This window comes from Candidatus Zixiibacteriota bacterium, assembly GCA_026397505.1.
In the GTDB taxonomy this organism is placed as follows: Bacteria; Zixibacteria; MSB-5A5; order GN15; family PGXB01; genus JAPLUR01.
Genome location: JAPLUR010000091.1, coordinates 1 through 19,892 on the forward strand (window position 1 = coordinate 1; position 19,892 = coordinate 19,892).

At 53.5% G+C, this 19,892-nt stretch carries 13 protein-coding genes and 1 pseudogene; 3 read left to right on the top strand and 11 right to left on the bottom strand.

Features of this window, described 5'->3' with window-relative positions; genetic code table 11:
* Positions 1 to 276: 276 nt before the first annotated feature.
* Positions 277 to 579 (bottom strand): GIY-YIG nuclease family protein, encoded by a 303-nt coding sequence (locus NT002_09405; protein MCX6829481.1) that lies wholly within the window; start codon positions 577 to 579, stop codon positions 277 to 279.
* An 891-nt stretch (positions 580 to 1,470) separates the two neighbouring features.
* Between NT002_09405 and NT002_09410 the strand changes: the two genes are divergently transcribed.
* Both NT002_09410 and NT002_09415 read left to right on the top strand, forming a co-directional pair.
* Positions 1,471 to 6,489 (top strand): PQQ-binding-like beta-propeller repeat protein, encoded by a 5,019-nt coding sequence (locus NT002_09410; protein MCX6829482.1) that lies wholly within the window; start codon positions 1,471 to 1,473, stop codon positions 6,487 to 6,489.
* A gap of 206 nt (positions 6,490 to 6,695) precedes the next feature.
* Positions 6,696 to 7,727: a site-2 protease family protein gene (locus NT002_09415; GenBank protein MCX6829483.1), complete on the top strand. Its 1,032-nt coding sequence runs from the start codon at positions 6,696 to 6,698 to the stop codon at positions 7,725 to 7,727.
* Here the strand turns inward: NT002_09415 and NT002_09420 are convergent.
* The gene (locus NT002_09420; protein ID MCX6829484.1) at positions 7,714 to 9,198 is read right to left on the bottom strand and encodes an HD domain-containing protein; all 1,485 of its coding nucleotides are present in this window, start codon (positions 9,196 to 9,198) and stop codon (positions 7,714 to 7,716) included. The two genes, NT002_09415 and NT002_09420, sit on opposite strands and share 14 nt — an antisense overlap.
* A gap of 151 nt (positions 9,199 to 9,349) precedes the next feature.
* Positions 9,350 to 10,194: pseudogene (locus NT002_09425) on the bottom strand (lipoyl synthase).
* A gap of 155 nt (positions 10,195 to 10,349) precedes the next feature.
* Between NT002_09425 and NT002_09430 the strand changes: the two are divergent.
* Positions 10,350 to 12,488 (top strand): dockerin type I repeat-containing protein, encoded by a 2,139-nt coding sequence (locus tag NT002_09430; GenBank protein MCX6829485.1) that lies wholly within the window; start codon positions 10,350 to 10,352, stop codon positions 12,486 to 12,488.
* A 59-nt stretch (positions 12,489 to 12,547) separates the two neighbouring features.
* On the opposite strand, the gene NT002_09435 is transcribed toward NT002_09430, so the two are convergent.
* From NT002_09435 to NT002_09470, 8 genes are read right to left on the bottom strand one after another with little or no spacing between them, the layout of a single operon-like run.
* Positions 12,548 to 12,883, bottom strand: coding sequence for a hypothetical protein (locus tag NT002_09435; protein ID MCX6829486.1), 336 nt, complete (start codon positions 12,881 to 12,883; stop codon positions 12,548 to 12,550).
* 21 nt (positions 12,884 to 12,904) lie between these two features.
* Positions 12,905 to 14,416 (bottom strand): hypothetical protein, encoded by a 1,512-nt coding sequence (locus NT002_09440; GenBank protein ID MCX6829487.1) that lies wholly within the window; start codon positions 14,414 to 14,416, stop codon positions 12,905 to 12,907.
* Complete coding sequence (locus NT002_09445) at positions 14,413 to 15,786, bottom strand: hypothetical protein (GenBank protein MCX6829488.1); 1,374 nt, start codon at positions 15,784 to 15,786, stop codon at positions 14,413 to 14,415. The genes NT002_09440 and NT002_09445 overlap by 4 nt, the downstream gene beginning before the upstream one ends.
* Positions 15,783 to 16,088, bottom strand: coding sequence for a hypothetical protein (locus NT002_09450; GenBank protein ID MCX6829489.1), 306 nt, complete (start codon positions 16,086 to 16,088; stop codon positions 15,783 to 15,785). Before NT002_09450 ends, NT002_09445 begins: the two co-directional genes overlap by 4 nt.
* A 21-nt stretch (positions 16,089 to 16,109) precedes the next feature.
* The gene (locus NT002_09455) at positions 16,110 to 16,481 is read right to left on the bottom strand and encodes a hypothetical protein (protein ID MCX6829490.1); all 372 of its coding nucleotides are present in this window, start codon (positions 16,479 to 16,481) and stop codon (positions 16,110 to 16,112) included.
* Positions 16,482 to 16,493: 12 nt separating this feature from the next.
* Positions 16,494 to 17,312, bottom strand: coding sequence for a hypothetical protein (locus tag NT002_09460; protein MCX6829491.1), 819 nt, complete (start codon positions 17,310 to 17,312; stop codon positions 16,494 to 16,496).
* A 3-nt stretch (positions 17,313 to 17,315) separates the two neighbouring features.
* Complete coding sequence (locus NT002_09465) at positions 17,316 to 18,728, bottom strand: hypothetical protein (GenBank protein MCX6829492.1); 1,413 nt, start codon at positions 18,726 to 18,728, stop codon at positions 17,316 to 17,318.
* A gap of 51 nt (positions 18,729 to 18,779) precedes the next feature.
* On the bottom strand, positions 18,780 to 19,883 hold the full coding sequence (locus NT002_09470) for a hypothetical protein (protein ID MCX6829493.1): 1,104 nt from the start codon (positions 19,881 to 19,883) through the stop codon (positions 18,780 to 18,782).
* Positions 19,884 to 19,892: the final 9 nt, after the last annotated feature.

Below are 19,892 nucleotides of genomic sequence, written 5' to 3' on the forward strand. Positions count from 1 at the left end.
GTCTGCCGCTTCCCCCGTGAAAACCTCGGATTGATTACCTGTGGCTCACTATAAAAGAGGCCACGAATAGCAGACTGGTTTGGATTCACGAATAAAACCCGAAAATGGGCTTGACTTGATACATAGCAGACCCTGCGGAACTGGAAATATGACCCCGCCCCTGGATTTCCCGCTTAAGCGGGGAATAACACTTAATTCGGCCTATACTCGGAAACCTGCTCTCTTGCGGTTGATGCCCGATGAATGTCATGCTGGACTTGATCCAGCATCCAGATATTAAACGATTTCATCATACAGGTCGCGCCATTCTGGGTTGAAACTTTCAATGAGTTCTATTTTCCATTTCCTTTTCCAGAATTTTAACTGCTTTTCTCTGGTTATAGCCGAGGAAATGTCGCCACAATCTTCAAAGTAAACCAGCTGATGCACGGCATATTTCTTAGTGAATCCTTCTATGAGTCCATTTCTGTGTTCGTAGGTTCTCCGCGGAAGATTATTAGTGACACCAACATACAAGGTGCCGTTTTTTCTAGAGGCAAGGATATAGATGAAATAGGTCGTCGGAGTTAATATAATCAATTTCTGGATTCCCCGCCAAAGCGGGGAATGACAAGAAAAGGGGTTTTCGGCAGAATGACAAAGTGAGGGGCTTTCGCAAGACAAAGTGTCGAAACCCCCGCTCGTTCCTACAAAGGCGGAACTCGGGGGGAATCTCGACCCAGTAAAAGCGATAAGTTATTCATTAACAATTAATTATGGTGGTCTTGGGGTGTTTTGATCGGGAAAATGGGGAAATCGGGAAAAAATTTCCATTTTTCCCTTGACAAATGAATATCTTTGGTTATCTTAGACATCGAGCGTGTGTTACTACGTTGCGGCCGTTAAGAGAGCCACGAATTTCGGCGGCAACAGATTACTTCTCGAAGCTTAGGTTCAGTTGCTAAAGGGTTAGAATCCTCACCAGGATTTTTATATTTATTGATACCTATCTATTTTCCAACCTGTAGTTGATTAAATAGTTGTAGGGACCCAAGAATGTAAGCCCTCCTCACGCTGCTGAATATAAGATCCACCTTTTATTTCTGATCTGATAACAATGAACGATAACTATATATTAATGAAATCAGGAGGTGACGATTTTAGCAACATTAAGGTTCTCAATAAAAGTCAGAAGTTACTATTTAATTCTCAACGCAACATTTCGGAGTTAAATCGTCAACTTTACTTAGAAAAAGTTTAGCTCCTTACTCCAATAGGAATAAAATGAAATTGTTAACCGAAACATTATCTCACAAATCCCTGGACAGAGGTGAGTCATGAAGAGACGCCGCATGGCCATCGGAAATACTGATTTTTGGAGGCAAAGATTTTCGAATTTTTGCCGACAGGAATTATATCTGATTGGTTTGGCCGATTTTCGAGTTTTAGTTAACAACATTAACATATTTCCTAATATTAAGGAGGAAATAAATGTTTAAAAAACTGATAATCGCGGTACTTACTTTAGGGTTATTTGTTGCCTTCAGTAGTGCGGCTATTAGTTCCGATGTACTCAAGGTTGGACTGAATACCGTTGAAAAGTACAATCCGAATGCACCGAAGCTGAATAAAGCGACCGCGATTGAGCGTCCAGCGGCTTATCAAAAGCCGTCGAACGCTCTCAATCCGATCACGCCTACAACCGTGCTTCCGCCGGACTACAAGTGCGAGTTTATCGACTACTCCGGCGGCGCTATGGCCTATTTTTGGCGCCTGACCGACAAGTACGGTGATACGATTATGGGCCAGCGGTTCACGCCTAACGAGGGGTATAACTGTACCCTGTTGACCGCCTATATCGGCGTATACGGCACCAAAATCTTCGGCAATCCGGGGATGCGGGTGGAAGTATATGACGACGCCGGTGGTTTCCCGGGTTTATCGCGGGGATTTGTTGATGTCCCGGCGGCCAACCTCCCGCATAGCGGTGCCTATTACTATCCGGTTGACCTGACCTCGCTCGGATTGGTTTACAGCGACGGCGCTGAATTCCATATCGGCGTCTCTGCGGTCACAGCCGGTTTACCCGGTGTCGCCGATACGCTGGCGATCCTATCCGACGACGGTTCCAACGGTCTTCTCCGCTCCTGGGAGGATTACGGCGCTTATGGCCTCATGCTCGACGACTGGGGCTTGGATGTCAACTTCCTTATTGGCGTTGATATCTGCTGCGGTCGTATTCCATATACGAGCTGTTATACCCAGTCTTATTCCTGCGGTACGACCTATTTCTGGCGTCAGCCGGATGCCTATGGTGATGATTATTTCAACATGAGATTCACCTCGAATACTCCGGAGACCCTGAAATCGGTTGACATAGCTGTTTATCGTCCCGGTTCCAAGCCCTGGGGCGCGCCCAATTTCGACGTTTATGTCTGGGGCGACCTCGGCGGCTTCCCGAATCTGGCCGATGAAAAGGCTCATGTTAACATTCCGTGGGCCAGTTTGGTCTTTTACCCGAGCTGGTTGACACTTGACCTCTCGGCCCTTAATCTGGTCGTACAGGGTGACTATCACATAGGTTGGTCCACTGATGAACTGGCCCCCGGTGATACCCTGGCCTGCCTCTCCGATAACGGTTCCTGCGGCACGGGTCGCAGTTCCGAAAATAATGGCTTTGGGCCATGGGGCAACTTCGTCGACGACTGGGGCATTGATGTCAACTTCCTTACCAAGGCGTATCTCTGCAAAGATGAATTTGCCGATTGCAGAACGCTCAGCGATTTTGGTGGCGACTTCTATTACTGGCGCTATCCCGATCGCTATGGCGATATCGGCCTTTATCAGCTGTTCCAGCCGAAAGGCGAGGGATGCCGCATTGATAAGGTTAATTTCAGATTTTACTATCGGTTAGCAATGGCTGGGTGGCCGTTGTTCACCACCAATTCCGAACTCCAGGTCTGGGATGTAGATCCCGGTACCGGTTTACCGGGGAACAAGATCTACAGCAAGACGATTCTGCCGGGTGATTACGGCGTAATCGTTCCGACGACCGCTTCCACCCGCTGGTGGAAAGCGTACGACATTCATCTGGATAATTTCCGTTTTGATTTCCCGATTTGGGTTGGAATGGAATCTCAGGCACCCGATACCATGAGTGGTTTCTTCACGTTGTCCGATGACGGACTCTCCGGCGGGCTCCGTTCTGCCGAAGGGTGGGGAGCCTTTGGGTTTATGCTTGACGACTATGGTGTTGATGTTGACCATGGCATTACTCTTGATGTTTGCTGCGTTCCGATTGCGGAGTGGCCCTGCTTAGTCGGCGAAGATTGGCCGACCATGGGCTTCAACAAACTCCGTCAGGCTCACAGCCCGTTTGGTATCGGCGTTACTCCTGAGTGCGACCTTACCAAGGCGTGGGAATATGTGGCCGGTAATGAAGCCCTGTTCAACAGTCCTGTAATTTACAAGGATACCGTTCTCTGCTACTTCCTTGACAGAGTGGCCGCGATTGATGTCAACACGGGCGCTCAGATCTGGCAGAGGTTGTCGGACGGCTTTGTAGTCGGTTCGGGTTGTTATAACACCCCAACCGCCTATGACGGCAAGCTTTACATTGCCGGCGGTAACGCCAAGTCGTTCTCGGCTATCAGTATCGCTACCGGCGCGACGGTTTGGACGCGCAATTTTTCGACCCATAGCAACCACTTCATGACCTTTGGTCCTTCGGTGGTGGTTGATATTGGCGGCACGCCGTATGTAATCTACGCCGATGACTTCGGCTGGGTTTACTGCGTTGACGCCAATACCGGCGTTCTCTTTGCGGGATGGGCAGGTGCCGGCAATACCAATCCTTACAAACCCGGCCAGCCGATTGCCAGAGGCCTTAGCGCTGACCTCACCAAGCTGTATCTTGGTATCGATCAGGCTGCGGCCACCGGTTGGGTCGTTGCACTCGACCTGGCAACAGGCGGGGTAGTATGGACGAACACCGGCGCGGGCGCGACTGTCGTGCCTCCGAAAGATTGGCCCGGCAAAGAAGGCTTTGCGGCCGGTCTCGCGATCGATCCTGTCGAAGGTGTCCTTTATACGAACTCCTGGTATAACCCGGCCGACAACAGCGCCCCTGTGCAGGATGGTGGTGTAATGTACTCCATCAATACCGCTACAGGCGCGACCAACTGGGTTAACCTTTGCACCGGCGGCGGTCTTGGCCCGTCCTATACGGTCCCGGCGATCGATGCCGCCAATGTTATTTATCAGAGCTGGACTCCGTGGCTTACTTCCGGCCAGTTGCGCGGCCCGATGGCCTTCAATCGTAACAGCGGCGCATATACCTGGAAGTTCACGGAAGCCGATCCGGTTCCGAACCCGGGTTGGGGCGACGGCGCGATGATGGAAGGCTTGCTGACTTGCGAGACGGAAAGTTTCGACTGGTATGTTTCACAGACCCGTTGCAACTTCGTAAACTTCCATAACGCCGATCTCGGGACTCAGGTATTCCATCGTCGTTACACCGGTTATCTCGGTACTACTTTCAGCCGTGCCGGCCACAGAGTGTCGCCGGTCATGGATGAAGGTCATCTGATCGTAACCTGGCGTAACAAGATGTTCTGCCTGACCAAACAGACCGAACGTCCTCGTCTGGAACTCCCGAATTATGTAATTCAGCTTCCGGTCGAGTTCGGTTCGCCCAATCCGACGATCGTAACATTCCCCGATGCTATTCGCAACACCGGTTGCATTCCTCTGACGCTTGACTCCATTAATATCTACAATGAGGACAATAATACGTCACCGGTGCTCTTCACGCCTCTTTCGGCGATCAGCGAAGAGCGTCTGAACGCCATGAATGTCGTCTCCGATAAGTTCACTTCCAAAGCGAGCCGGATGATGGAATCCTTCCTGGATGATCAGACACTCGGCAAGGCTTCGGATGAAATGATGAACAAGAGCATGTCGGTTAACAATGCCGCCGGCACCGTTCCCGCTTTCGTGAACGCGATCGTGTCGCCCGCTAACGGCTCCACAGTCGCTCCGGGAGTAACTATCCCGATTAAACTGAGCGTCAACGGTGGGATTATCAGCCGCGGCTTGCACACCTTCTATGCTCAGGTTTGGACCGACGATCCGGATTACTTCCTTGATAGTGCTCGTATTGACGCGGCTCTCCCGATTCACGGCGGCAAATATGCCGCTCCGCAGATTGAACTTGGTCTGATTGGCGGCTGTCTCTATGGCGCCAAGAGGCTGGAGTTTGGTATGACGGCCTCGGTGAATATCGAGAATGTCTGGAATTCGGGTATGCTCGCGAACGGCGACTCGGCTCTTTCCATGAGGGTCAGCGGCGACGCTGCTTCCTTCTGGCAGGGCGCGCTCGTTTTCGCAGCCGGTCATTACAAAGTAGCACTCCATTCACAGCCCTGGGATGGTTCAGTATGGCAGTGGAAATCACTGCTGTCCGATCCCGACTGTATCAATGGTGCTTGCCCGCCGCAGCTTGCGTCGAACGTTCTGCTGGGCACCATTTCCAACGACCTTGGCGCTACCTACACCAACGTCTTTGGTAATGTGGTGACCTTTGCGTTCGTCGACTCGGTTCAGGATCTGGGCGAGTATGACACCACCGGCGGTTATCATCTTGTCAAGTGGCATTGGGACTGGCCGCAGAATTACACTGCGGATGCTCCTTACGACGATACTCTGACCATCGGCTTCCACGCCTGTGCGAAGGTTATCGGCGCGAAGGATGTTCCCGCTCTGGCCAACTTCACAATTCATAAGTATGAATTGACCAGCCGGAACGGCGTCAATATCCCTGATTTCTACATGGGCATGATGATGGACTATGATGTTCTGCCCAACAGCAAGAATCAGATCACCGGTTATGACAATGCCCATTCGGTGGCCTATGTTTATGACTGCGGCACACCCACCACGGGGTGGGGCGCGGTGAAGGTTCCGTTTGGCTGCCGTTACGAGTCGATGCTGATGGCGAAGACCATCGAAGCTCGTCCGGGCGGCCCGTGGAACGATTCCGCCTGGTGGCTCGATTCTGTTTACCTCTCGTGGATGAAAGTCCAGAGAGGGCTGACACATCAGCCGAATACCTATCCGTGCACTCCTTCTACGACCGACAGAGATGCCTGGTTCACGTATGAAGGTGGCACGATTCCGGCTTCCGGCAGTATTACTTTCGGCTTTGGCCAGTTTGGCCTGGTCGGAATCACCAATGCCAATGACGCGGCGAGCTACTTCGGCTTGGCCAACACCATTAACATGTGGTGCGGTTTTGGCCGTGGTGATGTCAACAACGACGGTAAGATCGACCTCGTCGATATCGCCTATCTGAAGAATTATGTCTTCGGTATAGGGAACGGCCCTTATCCGTTCAAGCATCTCGGCGACGTTGATGCCAGCGGTGGCGCGCCTAATGCGGCTGACGTCACGTTCCTTATGAACTACTACTTCAACTTCAGTGAGTGCCCAAGAGGCGCCTGGACGTTGTAAGAGCAGTTTGTAAGCTTTTTTTTGAAGAAGTCCCGCTTCGGCGGGACTTCTTCTTTTATGGGCGGAATTTTCCCGCATATCTTTCCGGGGTGTATAAAAGAGACGGCGATTCGCCGTTGACAATGTGAAACTTATTGCGTTTAATCATGTTTTATGGAAAATAAACCGGTTTCGGAAGCAGTTGTGAGAGGCATAAGGAGACGCTCGTGAATAACCCGGAGATGGTCTCACGCACGGTATATTATCAACTGGCCGATCTGTTCGAAATCTCGGCCGTTTATTATCATGAGGGACGGCTGATATTGCGGGCGCGGCCGCACGGCAGCGCCGCCGAGGCCGTTGAGGCGATGCATCGGCGGCTGCGGGCGGCGGGCTTTGAAGCCAGTGTCAAAGAGGATGCCCTCGGCCTTTTAATCGGCGTGCGCGAGGTGACACGTTTCAAATGGCCCGTAGTGAATATTGTATTATTCCTGGCGACGGTGGTAACGGTCTTTTTTGCCTGGCCGGGGCCGCCGGCACGCCGGATAGAGTATGCCGTGGCGCTTATGACAATCCTGCTGTTTCATGAATTTGGGCATTATCTGGCCGGACGGCGGCGCGGGGTGCTGATGTCGCTTCCTTATTTTCTGCCGGCGCCCGGTTTTATCAATATAATCGGGACTTTCGGGGCGGTGATCAAATCGCGCTCCTTTTTCACCAACCGACGTGACCTGATTGAAGTGGGGGCGGCCGGACCGATCGCCGGTTTTGTCATTTCTGTTGTAGCCCTTTCGATCGGGCTTCATTATTCGCAGATTGTGGCCGTCGGGATGAGCGGGGGGCTGCAACTGGGAGATTCGCTTCTAATGAGACTGCTGACGCGGGTGATTATCGGTCCGATACCGGAGGGGTATGATTTTGTGCTGTCGCCGGCGGCGTTTGCCGGCTGGGTGGGGCTTCTGGTAACCATGCTCAATCTGCTGCCGCTGGGCCAGCTTGACGGCGGGCATATTCTCTACGGGTTGGTCGGCCGCTATCAGCATTTGGTCGGCAAAATATTTCTGGCGATTATATTCGTGCTCGGTTTCTGGTGGCCGGGCTGGTGGCTGTTCGCGGCGCTGGCGTTTCTTTTCCGAATGAACCATCCCCCCACATACAATGATGCCATGCCGTTGCCGTTAAGCGCCCGCCTTCTGGGGCTGGCGGCGATTTTGATATTTGTGATCGGGTTTATTCCGGTGCCGATTACACTGAATTGAGCATTTGCAGATTCAGCCCGGCCCGGCCATAAATGATGTTGCTGTTGATTGAGCCGTCATGATAAGCTTCCAGAAATAAATCGACAATCAGCGGATCAAACTGGGTGCCTTTGTTCCTGACCAGCTCCTCCTGGGCATACTGCGGGTCGCCTCCGGGACGGTAGGGGCGATCCGAGAGGATGGCATCAAAGGTGTCGACCACGGCCAGGAGTCTCCCCTCGATGGGAATTCCCTCCCCTTTTAAACCATGCGGGTAGCCGGTGCCGTCGTATTTCTCATGGTGGGCAATGATATAGGGCATAATCGGCCGGAGAAAGGGAATCCCCCCCAGGATTCTCACGCCCAGCTCGGGATGCTTTTTCATGATGTTGCGTTCAAATTCGGTAAGCTGACCGGGCTTGTTCAGGATGGAATCGGGGACACCTATTTTGCCGATGTCGTGCAGGAGGCATCCCGTTCTGAGCCGGGCCATCCGGGTGGAATTCCAGCCCATCTTCCGGGCGATAACGCGGGCGATACGATAGACGCGGTCGGTGTGCCCGGCGGTATAGCGATCGCGCGCCTCGATGGCGTTGGCCAGGGCCCGAATGGTCTGCATGTAGGATTTGCGGAGGTTGCTGTCCTGGTTGCTGCTTTCCACGGCCGAGGCGGCGGTGGAAGCCAGAAGCGAAAGGAGACGCAACTGTCCCGGCTTGATATGGTTGAACCGGTCGGTATAGACGACATTGAGGAAGCCGACCATCCCGCCCCGGGAAATCAGAGGATAGGCGACATAGGAGCATTTGTGCGGTTTATTATCGATGACCAGTTCCTCATTGACAATGCCGGGAACAGCGGTGCGGAAATCGACAGTGCATTTGCCCATGTCTCCATCAAGAAATCCGACCACGGCCGGGTCATGGTTCGAGGCGGACCGGAAGGCCGGCGTGAACTCGCCGGTTGTCTGTTTCCGGAGTAAAATCGAGGCGGACGATTGCGGCAGGACGCTGGCGGTGGTCCGGACAATCAGCTCCAAAAGCGGCTGTAGTTTCATTCCGGAAGTCATGGCATCAGTGACTTTCATCAATTCGAGCTGACTGTGCAATTCGACATTCTCGCGTTTGATTCGCTGGTGCTCGAGGCCGCGCTGGATGGTCGCTTTGAGGTCCTCCAATTTGAAGGGTTTGATGAGATAGTCGTAGCCCCCCCGCCTGAGCACGGAGATAGCGGTTTTTACGGTCGGATAACCGGTCATAAGGATGACGACGGCATCGGGGTGATTGGCCAGGGCGGCATCGAGGATTTTTTCGCCGGAGAAATTGCCCATAACCAGATCGGTCAGGACGAGGTCGACGCTGTTTTCGGAGATGAAGTCGGCGGCCTCCTGCGGCGCAGTAAATTTATGGACGGCAAAATCCGGGAACTCTCCCAGCGCCTCCATGATGATATTGCAGATGTACTGTTCGTCATCGACGACTACGATGTTTTTCATCCGCTTCTTTCCCCACTTTTTGTTGCCTTCAAGCGGGCAACGGCGCGCAGCATTTTCACCTATCCTTTCTCGGATTATCGGATGAAGAGTGGATGCCCCCAAGAGCGGAAAAGGCGAATGTATCAAAATTGCCCTATTTATGGGCTTTTTCCTATTTTCCGGAGGCAGGGTGATACTGTTCAGCGGCCTGATATGAAGAGCGCACCAGCGGCGCGGAAAAAACCGATTTTATGCCGGACGCGCGAGCGGTGTCAGCCAGCGCCTCAAACTCCTCCGGAGTATAGTACCTTGCAATGGGGTGGTGATTTTTCGAGGGGGCGAGGTACTGCCCGATAGTGAGGAATTCGACCCCCGCTCCGGCCATATCGATAAAAACTACTCTGAGTTCGTCGGCCGTCTCGCCAAGTCCCACCATAAGACCCGACTTGACGGCTATCCCCTCCGTTTCCGCCGCCTGGCGGAGAATCTCAAGCGAGCGGGCATAATCGGCGCCGGGACGAACCGCCGGGTAAAGACGCGGGAGACATCGGGGCGGGCGGCCAGTATGGCGGCGACCGCCTCGCGGTTCCCCCTGAAATCGGGAACCAGCAGCTCGACGGCCGTATTTTTCCCCAGGCGGCGGATTTCCCTCACCACGGCGACAAACTGGGCCGCCCCGCCATCAGGGAGGTCATCGCGGGTGACCGAGGTAATGACGGCATGGCGGAGGTCGAGAATATTGACCGCCTGCGCAACGCGCGCGGGCTCGTTTTCATCCAGCGGCGCGGGCAGCCCGGGGGTAACATTACAGAAACGGCAATGGCGGGTGCAGTTGGGCCCCATGATAAGGAAAGTGGCGGTGCCGCGAGAATAGCATTCACCGCGATTCGGGCAATTGGCTTCCCGACAGACCGTATTGAGATGGTGCTCCTCCAGCAGCGCCTGAACCTCGCGATATTTCTGACTGCCGCAGGCCCGCACTTTCAGCCAGGGCGGTTTGGTGTTTGGTTTATCCATTTTCCATCTTATTACGCAGAATGTTTGAAAATTATACACCCTTTCTTAAATCGCAACAAATCAGCATCTTCGCTCAACAGGCGTCGTAAAGTTAAGCCAAAATCGCTCGATATCAAGAAGAAGAAGAGAATATTTTCCTAAAAAAGGAGCTATCGATGGTCCGAAAAGCAGGCGCCGTTGTGTTATTCTGTCTCGTTTTGATTTCCTCGGCGGCAGGATATACTTTAAAAAGAGATGCCGTTGTTTCACCTTTGAACAATCAGACTCTGCAGACTTTTTCTTTTGCCCCAAACTTTGCCACCGCCGAAGCCTGCACGGTTCGGCATGATAATGGACCCTGGTGGCTGATCCAGCACTGGGTAACCGGAGCGGAATTATACAAATCATACCAGAATCCGACTCTTTCCTGCACGACCCCTTATCCATTTACGGTGCTGGATGTGCAGATAGTGATGGGCTTTGAGAGGCGGTGTACTCTCTATGTCTCCGTCGATGTGGAATCCGCCGACCTGAGCACCCCCTCCTGCCCTGCGCCGGGAAACCTGCTTTCTATCTCATCGGAATACATGTTTAATATTCCCGGCAGTGGCCTATACCTTCTTTCGGTACCCCTGGATTCGCCCGCGGTCGTTAATGACGCTTATTTCGCGGGTTTTTATATCTCCAATGTGCTGGACACTCTGATTGGCGCGAGCGTGGTGACCGATAGTATCCCGGCGCTCTGTACCGGGTATAATATCTGGGATACAGCCATCGGATATATCGACCTGGCCAACAATTCCTACTTTAATTTTCCGGGGCGGCTTCTGCTTTTCTCCAGCGGCACGACCGGCGGAAGCGGCGTTCAGCCGGAGCCATCGATAATACTGCTGAAGCCGGGCATGAACGAATTATTGCTCGGCGCGGTAAAATTATGGGGGTCGGAAAATTCGGGCAGTACTATCATCGATTCGGTGCGTTTTGAGGATCGCAGAAACGGCAGCTGGACCAGAATCGGGATTGACGCTGACGGTCAGCGGGCGCTGCGCAACGGCGTGGATCCCTCGGGAACCGGCGACGGCTACGCGCTTGACTGGAATTACAGTGCCCTGACCGAGGGGGCCTACTGGCTGAAAGCCGCGGCTTTCGATACGTTGGGACGGTTCGATGTCGATTCACATCAGGTATCGATCGATCCCACACCGCCGGATTTGACAATGCTCAATCCGACTTCGATGGACACGCTCTGCCTTCCGACGAAACTTGAGGTGACCAGTCTCGACGAAAATATCACGCAGGTGAAATTCGAAAGAAAGGCGGCTCCATGGGACTTCAATATCTCGATTACGCCGCTGGCCCAGTCCAAATACGGCGACAAAAACGGCAACCCAAATGACGGCAATCACGCCGCCTCGGGGGAGTATGGTGACTACTACTGCGGGCCGGTGGTCGGCGCAATGGCGGTCAAATACTGGTTTGACAAGGGATTCCTGTATTCGATGAGAGAAGGAACCAGTTATATATCAGTCGATACGGTCGTGGAAAGGCTGGCCGCTAATATGCAGACCCGCGCCAATAAGGGAACTTATGACGACCTTTTCTACGGTGGGATACTGCAATATATCGCTACGCACGGCAACGAGCTTCAGCTGGACCTGCACCGCCGCCCCGACTACGCCGAATTCCGCACCATATTCCAGGAAAATGAACTGACGGCGATCATGGCTCTTGGGGGGATGCCGGGGGCTTATGTCATGGCGACCGGAGCGAACGGACTGCTTGACGGGCAGGGACGTTACCCGGTAAAGATAGCCGACCCGATCAGCGGCAGCATCATAACCGCCTATATCAAGAATGTCCCCGGCGGTGCGCAGGTTTATTACCGGAGCAGCTGGCACGATCTCGAAATGATCATTACCGTGAAGGGATACTCGCTGACCGTTACCCGGGAGTTGATAGGGACGGATAATTCTGCGGTGGGGGGATGGACTTTCGATTGGAATTCCTCGAATATGGTAAAAGACTCCCTCTATTTCATTACGGCGACCGCGACCGACGCCACGGGACGGATCGGCATGGTAACCAATCTGGTACAATACGGCTGTCCGGTGATGGTGAAAGGGGATTATGACGGGAACGGGGTATTGAATATCGGAGATGTGCTTTATCTGATCAACTTCATATACAAAAAAGGGCCGGCGCCGTCCGGAGGGGCGGGACGGGCTGATGCCAACTGCAATGGCGATATAGATATCAGTGATATTATTTGCGCCATCAAGTATATTTATACGGCCGGGCCGGCGCCCTGCTATTAAGAACTCCATATCTTTTCTGCGATAACTCCGAGCCCCGCCCTGAAGCGGGGCTCTTTTTTTTACTTGCGGGAAATAGCGGCCGAGGCGGCGCGGCGGGCGATTTCATCATCAATGCCGCAGATCTCCATAATCTTATCGACCGCCTCATCCAGCCTTTTCATCCAGGCGCTATCCGGATATTTGCTGATCAGATCATCGGTGACCTCATCGGCGATCAGGGCGATATATTCGGCGTAGCGGCGGCGTTTCTCGACAGCCAGATAAGGGACCAGATATTTCCGGGCAAACCAGACGACCAGAGCCATAAGAATCGCTCCGGCACCCCCGAGAAGAGCAATGATGTCGCCGGGTATTGACTGAAGAAAAGAACCGATTACCGGTATCAAGAGTATCATAACAGAACCTCCTTCCTATTGTTACCAGGTTAAAAGCCAGCGGGAAATATTGGGGACCGTTATCCTTTCCCGCAGAATGGTACCATCAGTACGGGTGATGGTTATTTCATATTTGCCGTTGCCCGAAGTCAGATTAATGCTGGGAATCAGATCCAGATAGAAATAGCCGGTACTGTCGGAGACAGTTGATTTCTTGAAAGGCGAGATGATGCCGGCCCCGACTCGGGAGACGCCCGATGGGAGCCAGGCGGTTATATTGGCCCCTTCTTCGCGGCCGCCGCTGATATCGAACAGGAAGCCATAAACGCGGCAGATTTCGGGCAGGGCGGGCGCACCCGGATCGAAACGGTAACCATATATGGTGTCGGTGCCGGCTCCGGTGACAAGCAAAGTGTCATAACTTTCAAATATGTAGCCGGGAGCAAAGGGGATAACCAGAAAAGTATCCAGATCGAGATTGAACCCGGCATAACCATCGAAATCAGTCGATCCCGAAGCGATCAGGGCGGTCTGGCTGAGATTGCGGACGACTATTTTCACTCCGGGGATAATCTGTCCGACAGTACTATCGACCATCATCAGGCGGCAGGAATAGAGGCCGCTGCCGGAGCCGATACCGGAGATTTCGGTGTCAAGATATTTTCCGAAGGTGCCGGTTTGGGTATGATGGTTCTGCGGCGTGTTCCAGACCCAGCGGGCCACCGAGGTCGAGTCGCCGCCGCCGCCCTGCCCTTTATAGTGCGACGAGTCCTCGAGGACGCGATTGGCGATCGTATCGGCATAGGGCAGGTTTCCGGAAATATCAATCAGCACCGATTCGGCCACCGAGCCGACCGATCCGGAGAGATTGCCGTGGATATTTCCGCTCAAATCGTAACTTCCGATACCGTTTCCTTTGATTATCGCCCCGGTGCCATTGCTGTTTTCGATGTAAAGAGAAGCATTAGTACTGTTCGCCCCGGAAATCAGAGCCCGCCGCAGAGTCAGGACGGAATCGGGATTAGTATAGCGAATATTCCCGACCCAGTTATCGAGATTCTGAAGGGTATCGATAACGGCCTGCAGGGAATCAATGGTCATCACCAGGGCATCATCAAATTCCCGGCTGACCAGCTGGAAATAAAAAATTCGCGGGGTTTTCAGCCAGGCGCCGGTTTGATCCGATTTGGCGCCGAGTTTGACACAGTACTGACCGATCTGGCCGTTGCCGTCGATATCGGAAACCTGCGCCACCCAACGGTACGAGGTATCGCCGTTATCGATGCTCATCTTAATGCGGCCGGCGGCGCCGGCGATAACCTCACTGAAGACCGAATCACCGCCCGGATTGAAGACAATCACCTTGGTGGTATCGAGGCCGCCGATATTTTTCCCCAGGCTGTCCAGATTGAAAAATCCGATGCAGAGGGAATCCTCGGGCGTGACGGCGGTGCTGGAGTTGTTGACAATGGCAAATCCTGAAGCGTGGGTAAGGGGCCAGGCAGTTAAGATTAAGATGATCAGTGCGGCATCTAGAAATGAATGGGTTTTCATTGGTGCACCTCGGGTATGGAGTAATTGCATTGATTTACGAGTTGATGTTTATGAGTCTCTTCATCAAATGAAAGCCGGGCCAACTCGATCAGTTTTCGCCGCGGTGACACAATGGTTGATGTCCCGGCCGTGTAGGTGGCATAGATTGACCAGCGGTTATTCGCGGCAGATGATTGGCTCCAGGTAACGGGTAGCGACGTTGCATTATGAACCGAAACGACATTAGATTCGCTGTCGAATCGGGCGCGGATGGCAGAGGCGGGTGAAACATCACCAAAAGCGACGACATAAGTGGTCCCGGCCGAAAGGGTTTGAGAAACGGCGGCGGTAGTATTCCACTGCATGCCGCTGTTGGTAACGGTTAATTGCACGCCCGACGCCAGCCGGGAATCGGGGTATCCGTTCGCATAAGAATAAGCCGCGAAACTGACATAGGCGGGGTTAGTGTAAGTCAGGCAATAGATGCTGTAAGAGGTGATAATGTCTCCGCCGGAGGCAGTATGGCGACAAGAGGATGAACCGGCAAGAGCATGGCAGACGGAAGTGGATAAATAGGCGGTGCTGGCGCCGACATTGGTATTGCCGAAAGTGGGGTCGATGGTCACCGGATAACTGGCCTGCTCCAGAAAGCGGCGGGGAATCGTAATGGTAAGAAAGGAATCGATGTTCAAGTTGCACCATACTGTCCAGCCGCGGCTGTCGTGGGCTTTGGGACGATAGATATGGAAGGCTTTTCCGGCGCCGTAATTCTCATAGGTCGTGTCATTTCGGCGAACGACAAGCCGGTCCCCCTTTTTCCCGGAATAATAGACGGCATAGGAACCGATGACGCTGTCGGGCCGCTCGACGCCCGAGGCGATTTCCGCGGCGGTCAACTCGGGTTGATAGAGAAATTCAAATCCTTTGGTTTCGAGAGAGAAACAGACGACATCCGTATCGGGCGCGTGATCAAGAATTATTTCCCATTCCAGAGCGCCGTCTGAGCGAGTATATAACTGATGCGCAACGACCGGCGGTGTCGAGTCGATATTATTATCCCGTGCAAACCAGAGGCCGGGGCGATGATCGACCAGAAACGGCCGGGGGGCTGAGGAGATATCTCCTTTATCATTCGAGAGATGAATCAGGAGGCTGCATTCCCCTCCCCAGGCGGATAGCCGGCACTGCGGGCCAGGTCGTTCATCGGCAGACCGCCCGATTTCGACCGTCAGCGCGCGGGACGTGACCTTTGCCGACGATATTTCATCAGATATTTTCCAGACGGCATAAGTCTCGGCGCGGGCGATGCCGAAGGCGGCCAATATAACGGTCGAGACAATTACAAACGGCAATCGGAAGAAATGCCGGAGCATTCTTAAAAGAGAGTTCATTGCGAAATTTCCTCCTTTGCGCTCTTGTCACGGGCGGCGGTCTTCTGCTTTCCGCGGCCGGGGCGTTTCCGACGAGCGCTGGGATCAGGCGGCCCGGCAAGTTCTTCTTCGCGCAGCTTGTTTATCATTTCCCAGAATTTTTTCTCGCCGGTCCCGGAAACGGAGAGTTTCTTTTTCAGTTCAATGACTTTCAAAAGATCACCCACTTTCGTTTTTTCAGGATTGTCCTGGAATATCTTATATAACGTATTGCGAACGTCTTCCAGAATCTGTAAATCATCGTAAGGTTTATCTTCACTCATAGATCATCACTCGGTTCAGTTTCAATATCCCATTTCGTAAATGAAGAAGTCGGCGTTGACGGCGGCGGAAGCGGCCGGATCGCGCGCCACACGGAAACCGGTCGCGGACTCCTCGCCGACCAGATAAACGGCATGGGAGGAACGAGGGCGGATCAGCACTTTGGGCGAAAGAATCTGTCCGGGAAGGCGGTTGCCGCGGAAATCAACCAGGTCGGCGAAAGAAATATTCTGGGCCGTGCCGCCGATAGCCGAGACACCGAACATCAGACGCCCGGTCGATTCGATTTCCTCTCCGCCCAGATAGTACAACAGGGCATTGTCGGCGGTACCCCAGACAAGGATTTCTTTTACGACCCAGAGGCGATGGCTTTTAAGATAAGTTAAAGTGCGCATAATCTCCTTCCTTCAAGAGCGCCGGGGACGGTTCATACGGGCCGCGGGCGGTCGGAAATTTTTCACGAGTTCCTCAAAATCGCGGCGGTAGCTTTCGGCCAGAGCCAGCCAGGCGCCGGAGCGAGTGGCCTGCCCGCCGGCGGCGGATGTTTTCAATTCGTTGGCCGCGGCGATCCGGCAGACCAATGATACCGCCAGATAAGTAGCCGCGGTTTGCAAGGTCAGATCGGCGCCGAAGGTTCCGGCCGGGTCAACCGATTTCTCCATGACCGCGTTGGCCTCATCAGCCGCGGCGGCAATTATTTCATCGCCCAGGCGTCCGGAGCAAAGTTCATAGTCGATCAGAACCGTCTGCCCCGGAAGAATGGCGCCATTTGATAAGCGACGAACCAGCCCTTCGGAGTAGTTCACGCTGTAGTCGGTGCCCTCGACATAAGGAGAATAGAAATAGTACCATACCGCCACGGTCTCTCCCTCGGGAATAGTACCATCGGGCAACCGAGTAATCCTGCCGCGGGCCGAATCAAGGGCATAATCGGCGTTTTCCGCATAAACAATACCGAGGGAACTATCCGAGGCTACGGTGGCCGAGTAAGGCACTATTTTCTGATGGGTGAGCCCGACTTCCGTATCGCCCAGAGTGACAGACTCGAGAGTAGGCGCAGTATCTTTGACCGCTTTGACCGACACCGAACCGTCAATAATGGAACCGCCCGGGAGTTGCACCCAGTCCAGGCCGGAGAAGGTGGCAGGATAATCCTGCCGGAGGCCGGAAGAAGCGCCTCCCAGGTCGATATGTTTCTTGACCAGATCAGAATTGGTGTATGACATCGCTTACTCCATGAGAATTATTCCCGAGGGGTTCGGGATGCAGGTAATCTGCGTTCCGACCGGCCCGGTACTGAAGGGAGAGGTAACGGCCACTTTCAGCCAGAATTTCTCGGCGCCGTTGAGATTGCTTTTCTGCCAATCGCCCGGCAGGGATGAGTAATCATCCCACAGAAGAAGCTCTTTATCGGCGGACGTGAAATGGTAAATTCCGCCGGACGGTACAAAACCGATCCATACTTCTCCGTTGAAGTACTGCCAACTGACCGTACCGCCGGCGCCGACCGCAGAAAGAATAATCTTCAGATAGTTGTACTTCCGGTCCAGACCAAGATAGAGAGCATCGCCGGAATCCTTGAAAACAACGCCGGAATCGACATGATAGATATCGCCGGCAGTCGCATCTGCGGCGGCGGTGGTCAGGTCTTTGTAATTGCCGTTGGCGGCGCGATAGCAGAACACTTTCGAAAGAGCATTCTTGACCGGATCCAGGACGGCCGGTGGCTCGAAATTATCGGTCAGGCGGCAGGAGTACATCATCTTTGATTGACCGGCACCGTACGAAGTCAGATAGACGATATAAGGAGAATTGTTGAAGTACTTGAGTTGCGGGAATGAGCCGGCTGCGGCATCGATATCGATAAGAGCGCCCCAGATATTGCCGTCAAACTCGCGAAACCTGATGCGGTTGTCATCGAAGACGACGCCAATGCGGCCATCAACGGAGCCGGCGGCGTCGAAATCGTGGTCGAGTGCCGAACCGGAGGCAAGTTCTATTTCATCATCCCAGAGAGAGGCACTGCTATGTTTCGCCCGGAGGGCGAGTTTAATGCCGCCCAGTGAATAAAAGGCGTAAAGATAGGGGTCGCTGACAACGATTTTGGAATAAGCTGAGGCGGCGCCGGCGGAAAGAGCGGTACCATAACTGGTGGGGCCGCCCGACCAGTTGACACCACCATCCGTGGAATACTTCACATTGATATAATACTGTCCGGAAGAAAGCCGGCTCCATGAAGCCCAGAGGCGACCCGAAGGTTCGATGTTGATGGAAGGATAGTAGTTATCGTCGCCGTTATAGAGAGCGTTCAATGCCCCGGCACTCCAGACACCGGAGGAAAAAGCCAGCTTTCGTACGACCAGGTCGTTATTTGAATTCAGTGTGTAAGCGACAAAAATATTCCCCTCCGTGTCCATGACGGCATCAAATGGATAATCGGCGGTATCATTGATTAGGAGTGTGGGAACGGTCCAGTAAGTGTAAGGGTAATCGGAGCAGGACAGCTTAATCTCCGTGGGAGAAGTTTGTATGAGAACCGCCATTCTTCCGGCATATGGCCCGGAGGGTACCTTGAGAAGCCTGCGATTGGGGCTGATGCCGGTTCGATACAGCGCCGAACTGTTGGTCAGATGATTCTGCATATTAATTCCTTTAGTGACCGACCCGGCTCTCGCCGGGTCGGTCGATTAAAATCATGCAAAAACGGTATCAAGAATCACCGAAGCCTCGCGGATTACTTTGGCATAGGCTACCGATTCGGAAATGATGGCCTCTTCGATCCGCTGCTCGATGATTTTGTCATATTCCACCATAAGGGGTTGGGTGATGACCTCCTCGACCGCAAAGCGGGTGTCGAGACCGATGATCAGATCGGTGGGAACGTCATCACAACGCACCAGCGCCGCCCCCAGCGGACTGAATAGTTCGCCCCGGTTCTGGAAACGATACCCGGCCATCGGGTCCTTGAACTCCTCAAGAGTCAAGATGGTTTTGAGCTGACCGATATGGCAGATGATAGCGTTCATTTCGAACGGCGCAAACTCCGCCCAGAGATCGATGAGGTCGTCGTAAGTGAGCGTTCCGGAAACCGCGGTATTGATTTTCTCGGCCGGATTGGCGTTGCCGTCACCGTTGATAAGGCAATCGATCACCAGCCCGATTTTATCGGTCTGCAGTTTGAAACCGATGTACCATAAAAGGACCCGAAACTGAGCAGTGGTGCGGTACTTGAGCGATTTGTAGCTGGCTTTAAGGCCCAGACCGTACTCCGGAACACTGATGGAATGTTTCTGTTCGGTGACCAGCAGTTGTGGAATTTCGGTTCCCTCGCCTATGGGACGAAGCGAGAAACGAGCGGTGGTACCGGTATCGATATGGAACGGGGTATAGCGGTTGTTGGCCACGGCGGTGGAATTGGCGATAATGGCCGAAAGCTCCGGCCGCATCGACTGCCCTTTCTTGATCTCGCGCAGAATGAATTCGGGCATTAGGGCGGGGGCTTTCTGATAGAACATATCAACGGTGGTGGCTTTGGAGCCGCCCAGCCGAATACCGGCCAGAGCCAGCTGCCTTTCAAAAGCATCGAGGGGACATCCCGGGGCGGTGGGATCGTATTCCGAGGTATCCAAAAGCTCGCTTAAGGTCATGCCGCGCGTTTCCGCCTCGAGATAGGTTTCCTTGTCAACTTTGATTTCGGCCGTGCGGCTCAAGTCGACCGGGCCCGAGAGTTCTCTCTGCGCCAGGTCGGAATACTCCCGCGCGACAATTGCTGATTGTGCAAATTTATTAAAATCCACGGTCTTCCT

What these genes read in the sequence shown, in the direction of transcription:
- NT002_09410 (MCX6829482.1), top strand. Translation starts at nt 1,471, where the DNA reads ATGTTTAAAAAACTGATAATCGCGGTACTTACTTTAGGGTTATTTGTT.
- NT002_09420 (MCX6829484.1), bottom strand. Translation starts at nt 9,198, where the DNA reads ATGAAAAACATCGTAGTCGTCGATGACGAACAGTACATCTGCAATATC.
- NT002_09430 (MCX6829485.1), top strand. Translation starts at nt 10,350, where the DNA reads ATGGTCCGAAAAGCAGGCGCCGTTGTGTTATTCTGTCTCGTTTTGATT.
- NT002_09435 (MCX6829486.1), bottom strand. Translation starts at nt 12,883, where the DNA reads ATGATACTCTTGATACCGGTAATCGGTTCTTTTCTTCAGTCAATACCC.
- NT002_09440 (MCX6829487.1), bottom strand. Translation starts at nt 14,416, where the DNA reads ATGAAAACCCATTCATTTCTAGATGCCGCACTGATCATCTTAATCTTA.
- NT002_09445 (MCX6829488.1), bottom strand. Translation starts at nt 15,786, where the DNA reads ATGAACTCTCTTTTAAGAATGCTCCGGCATTTCTTCCGATTGCCGTTT.
- NT002_09450 (MCX6829489.1), bottom strand. Translation starts at nt 16,088, where the DNA reads ATGAGTGAAGATAAACCTTACGATGATTTACAGATTCTGGAAGACGTT.
- NT002_09455 (MCX6829490.1), bottom strand. Translation starts at nt 16,481, where the DNA reads ATGCGCACTTTAACTTATCTTAAAAGCCATCGCCTCTGGGTCGTAAAA.
- NT002_09460 (MCX6829491.1), bottom strand. Translation starts at nt 17,312, where the DNA reads ATGTCATACACCAATTCTGATCTGGTCAAGAAACATATCGACCTGGGA.
- NT002_09465 (MCX6829492.1), bottom strand. Translation starts at nt 18,728, where the DNA reads ATGCAGAATCATCTGACCAACAGTTCGGCGCTGTATCGAACCGGCATC.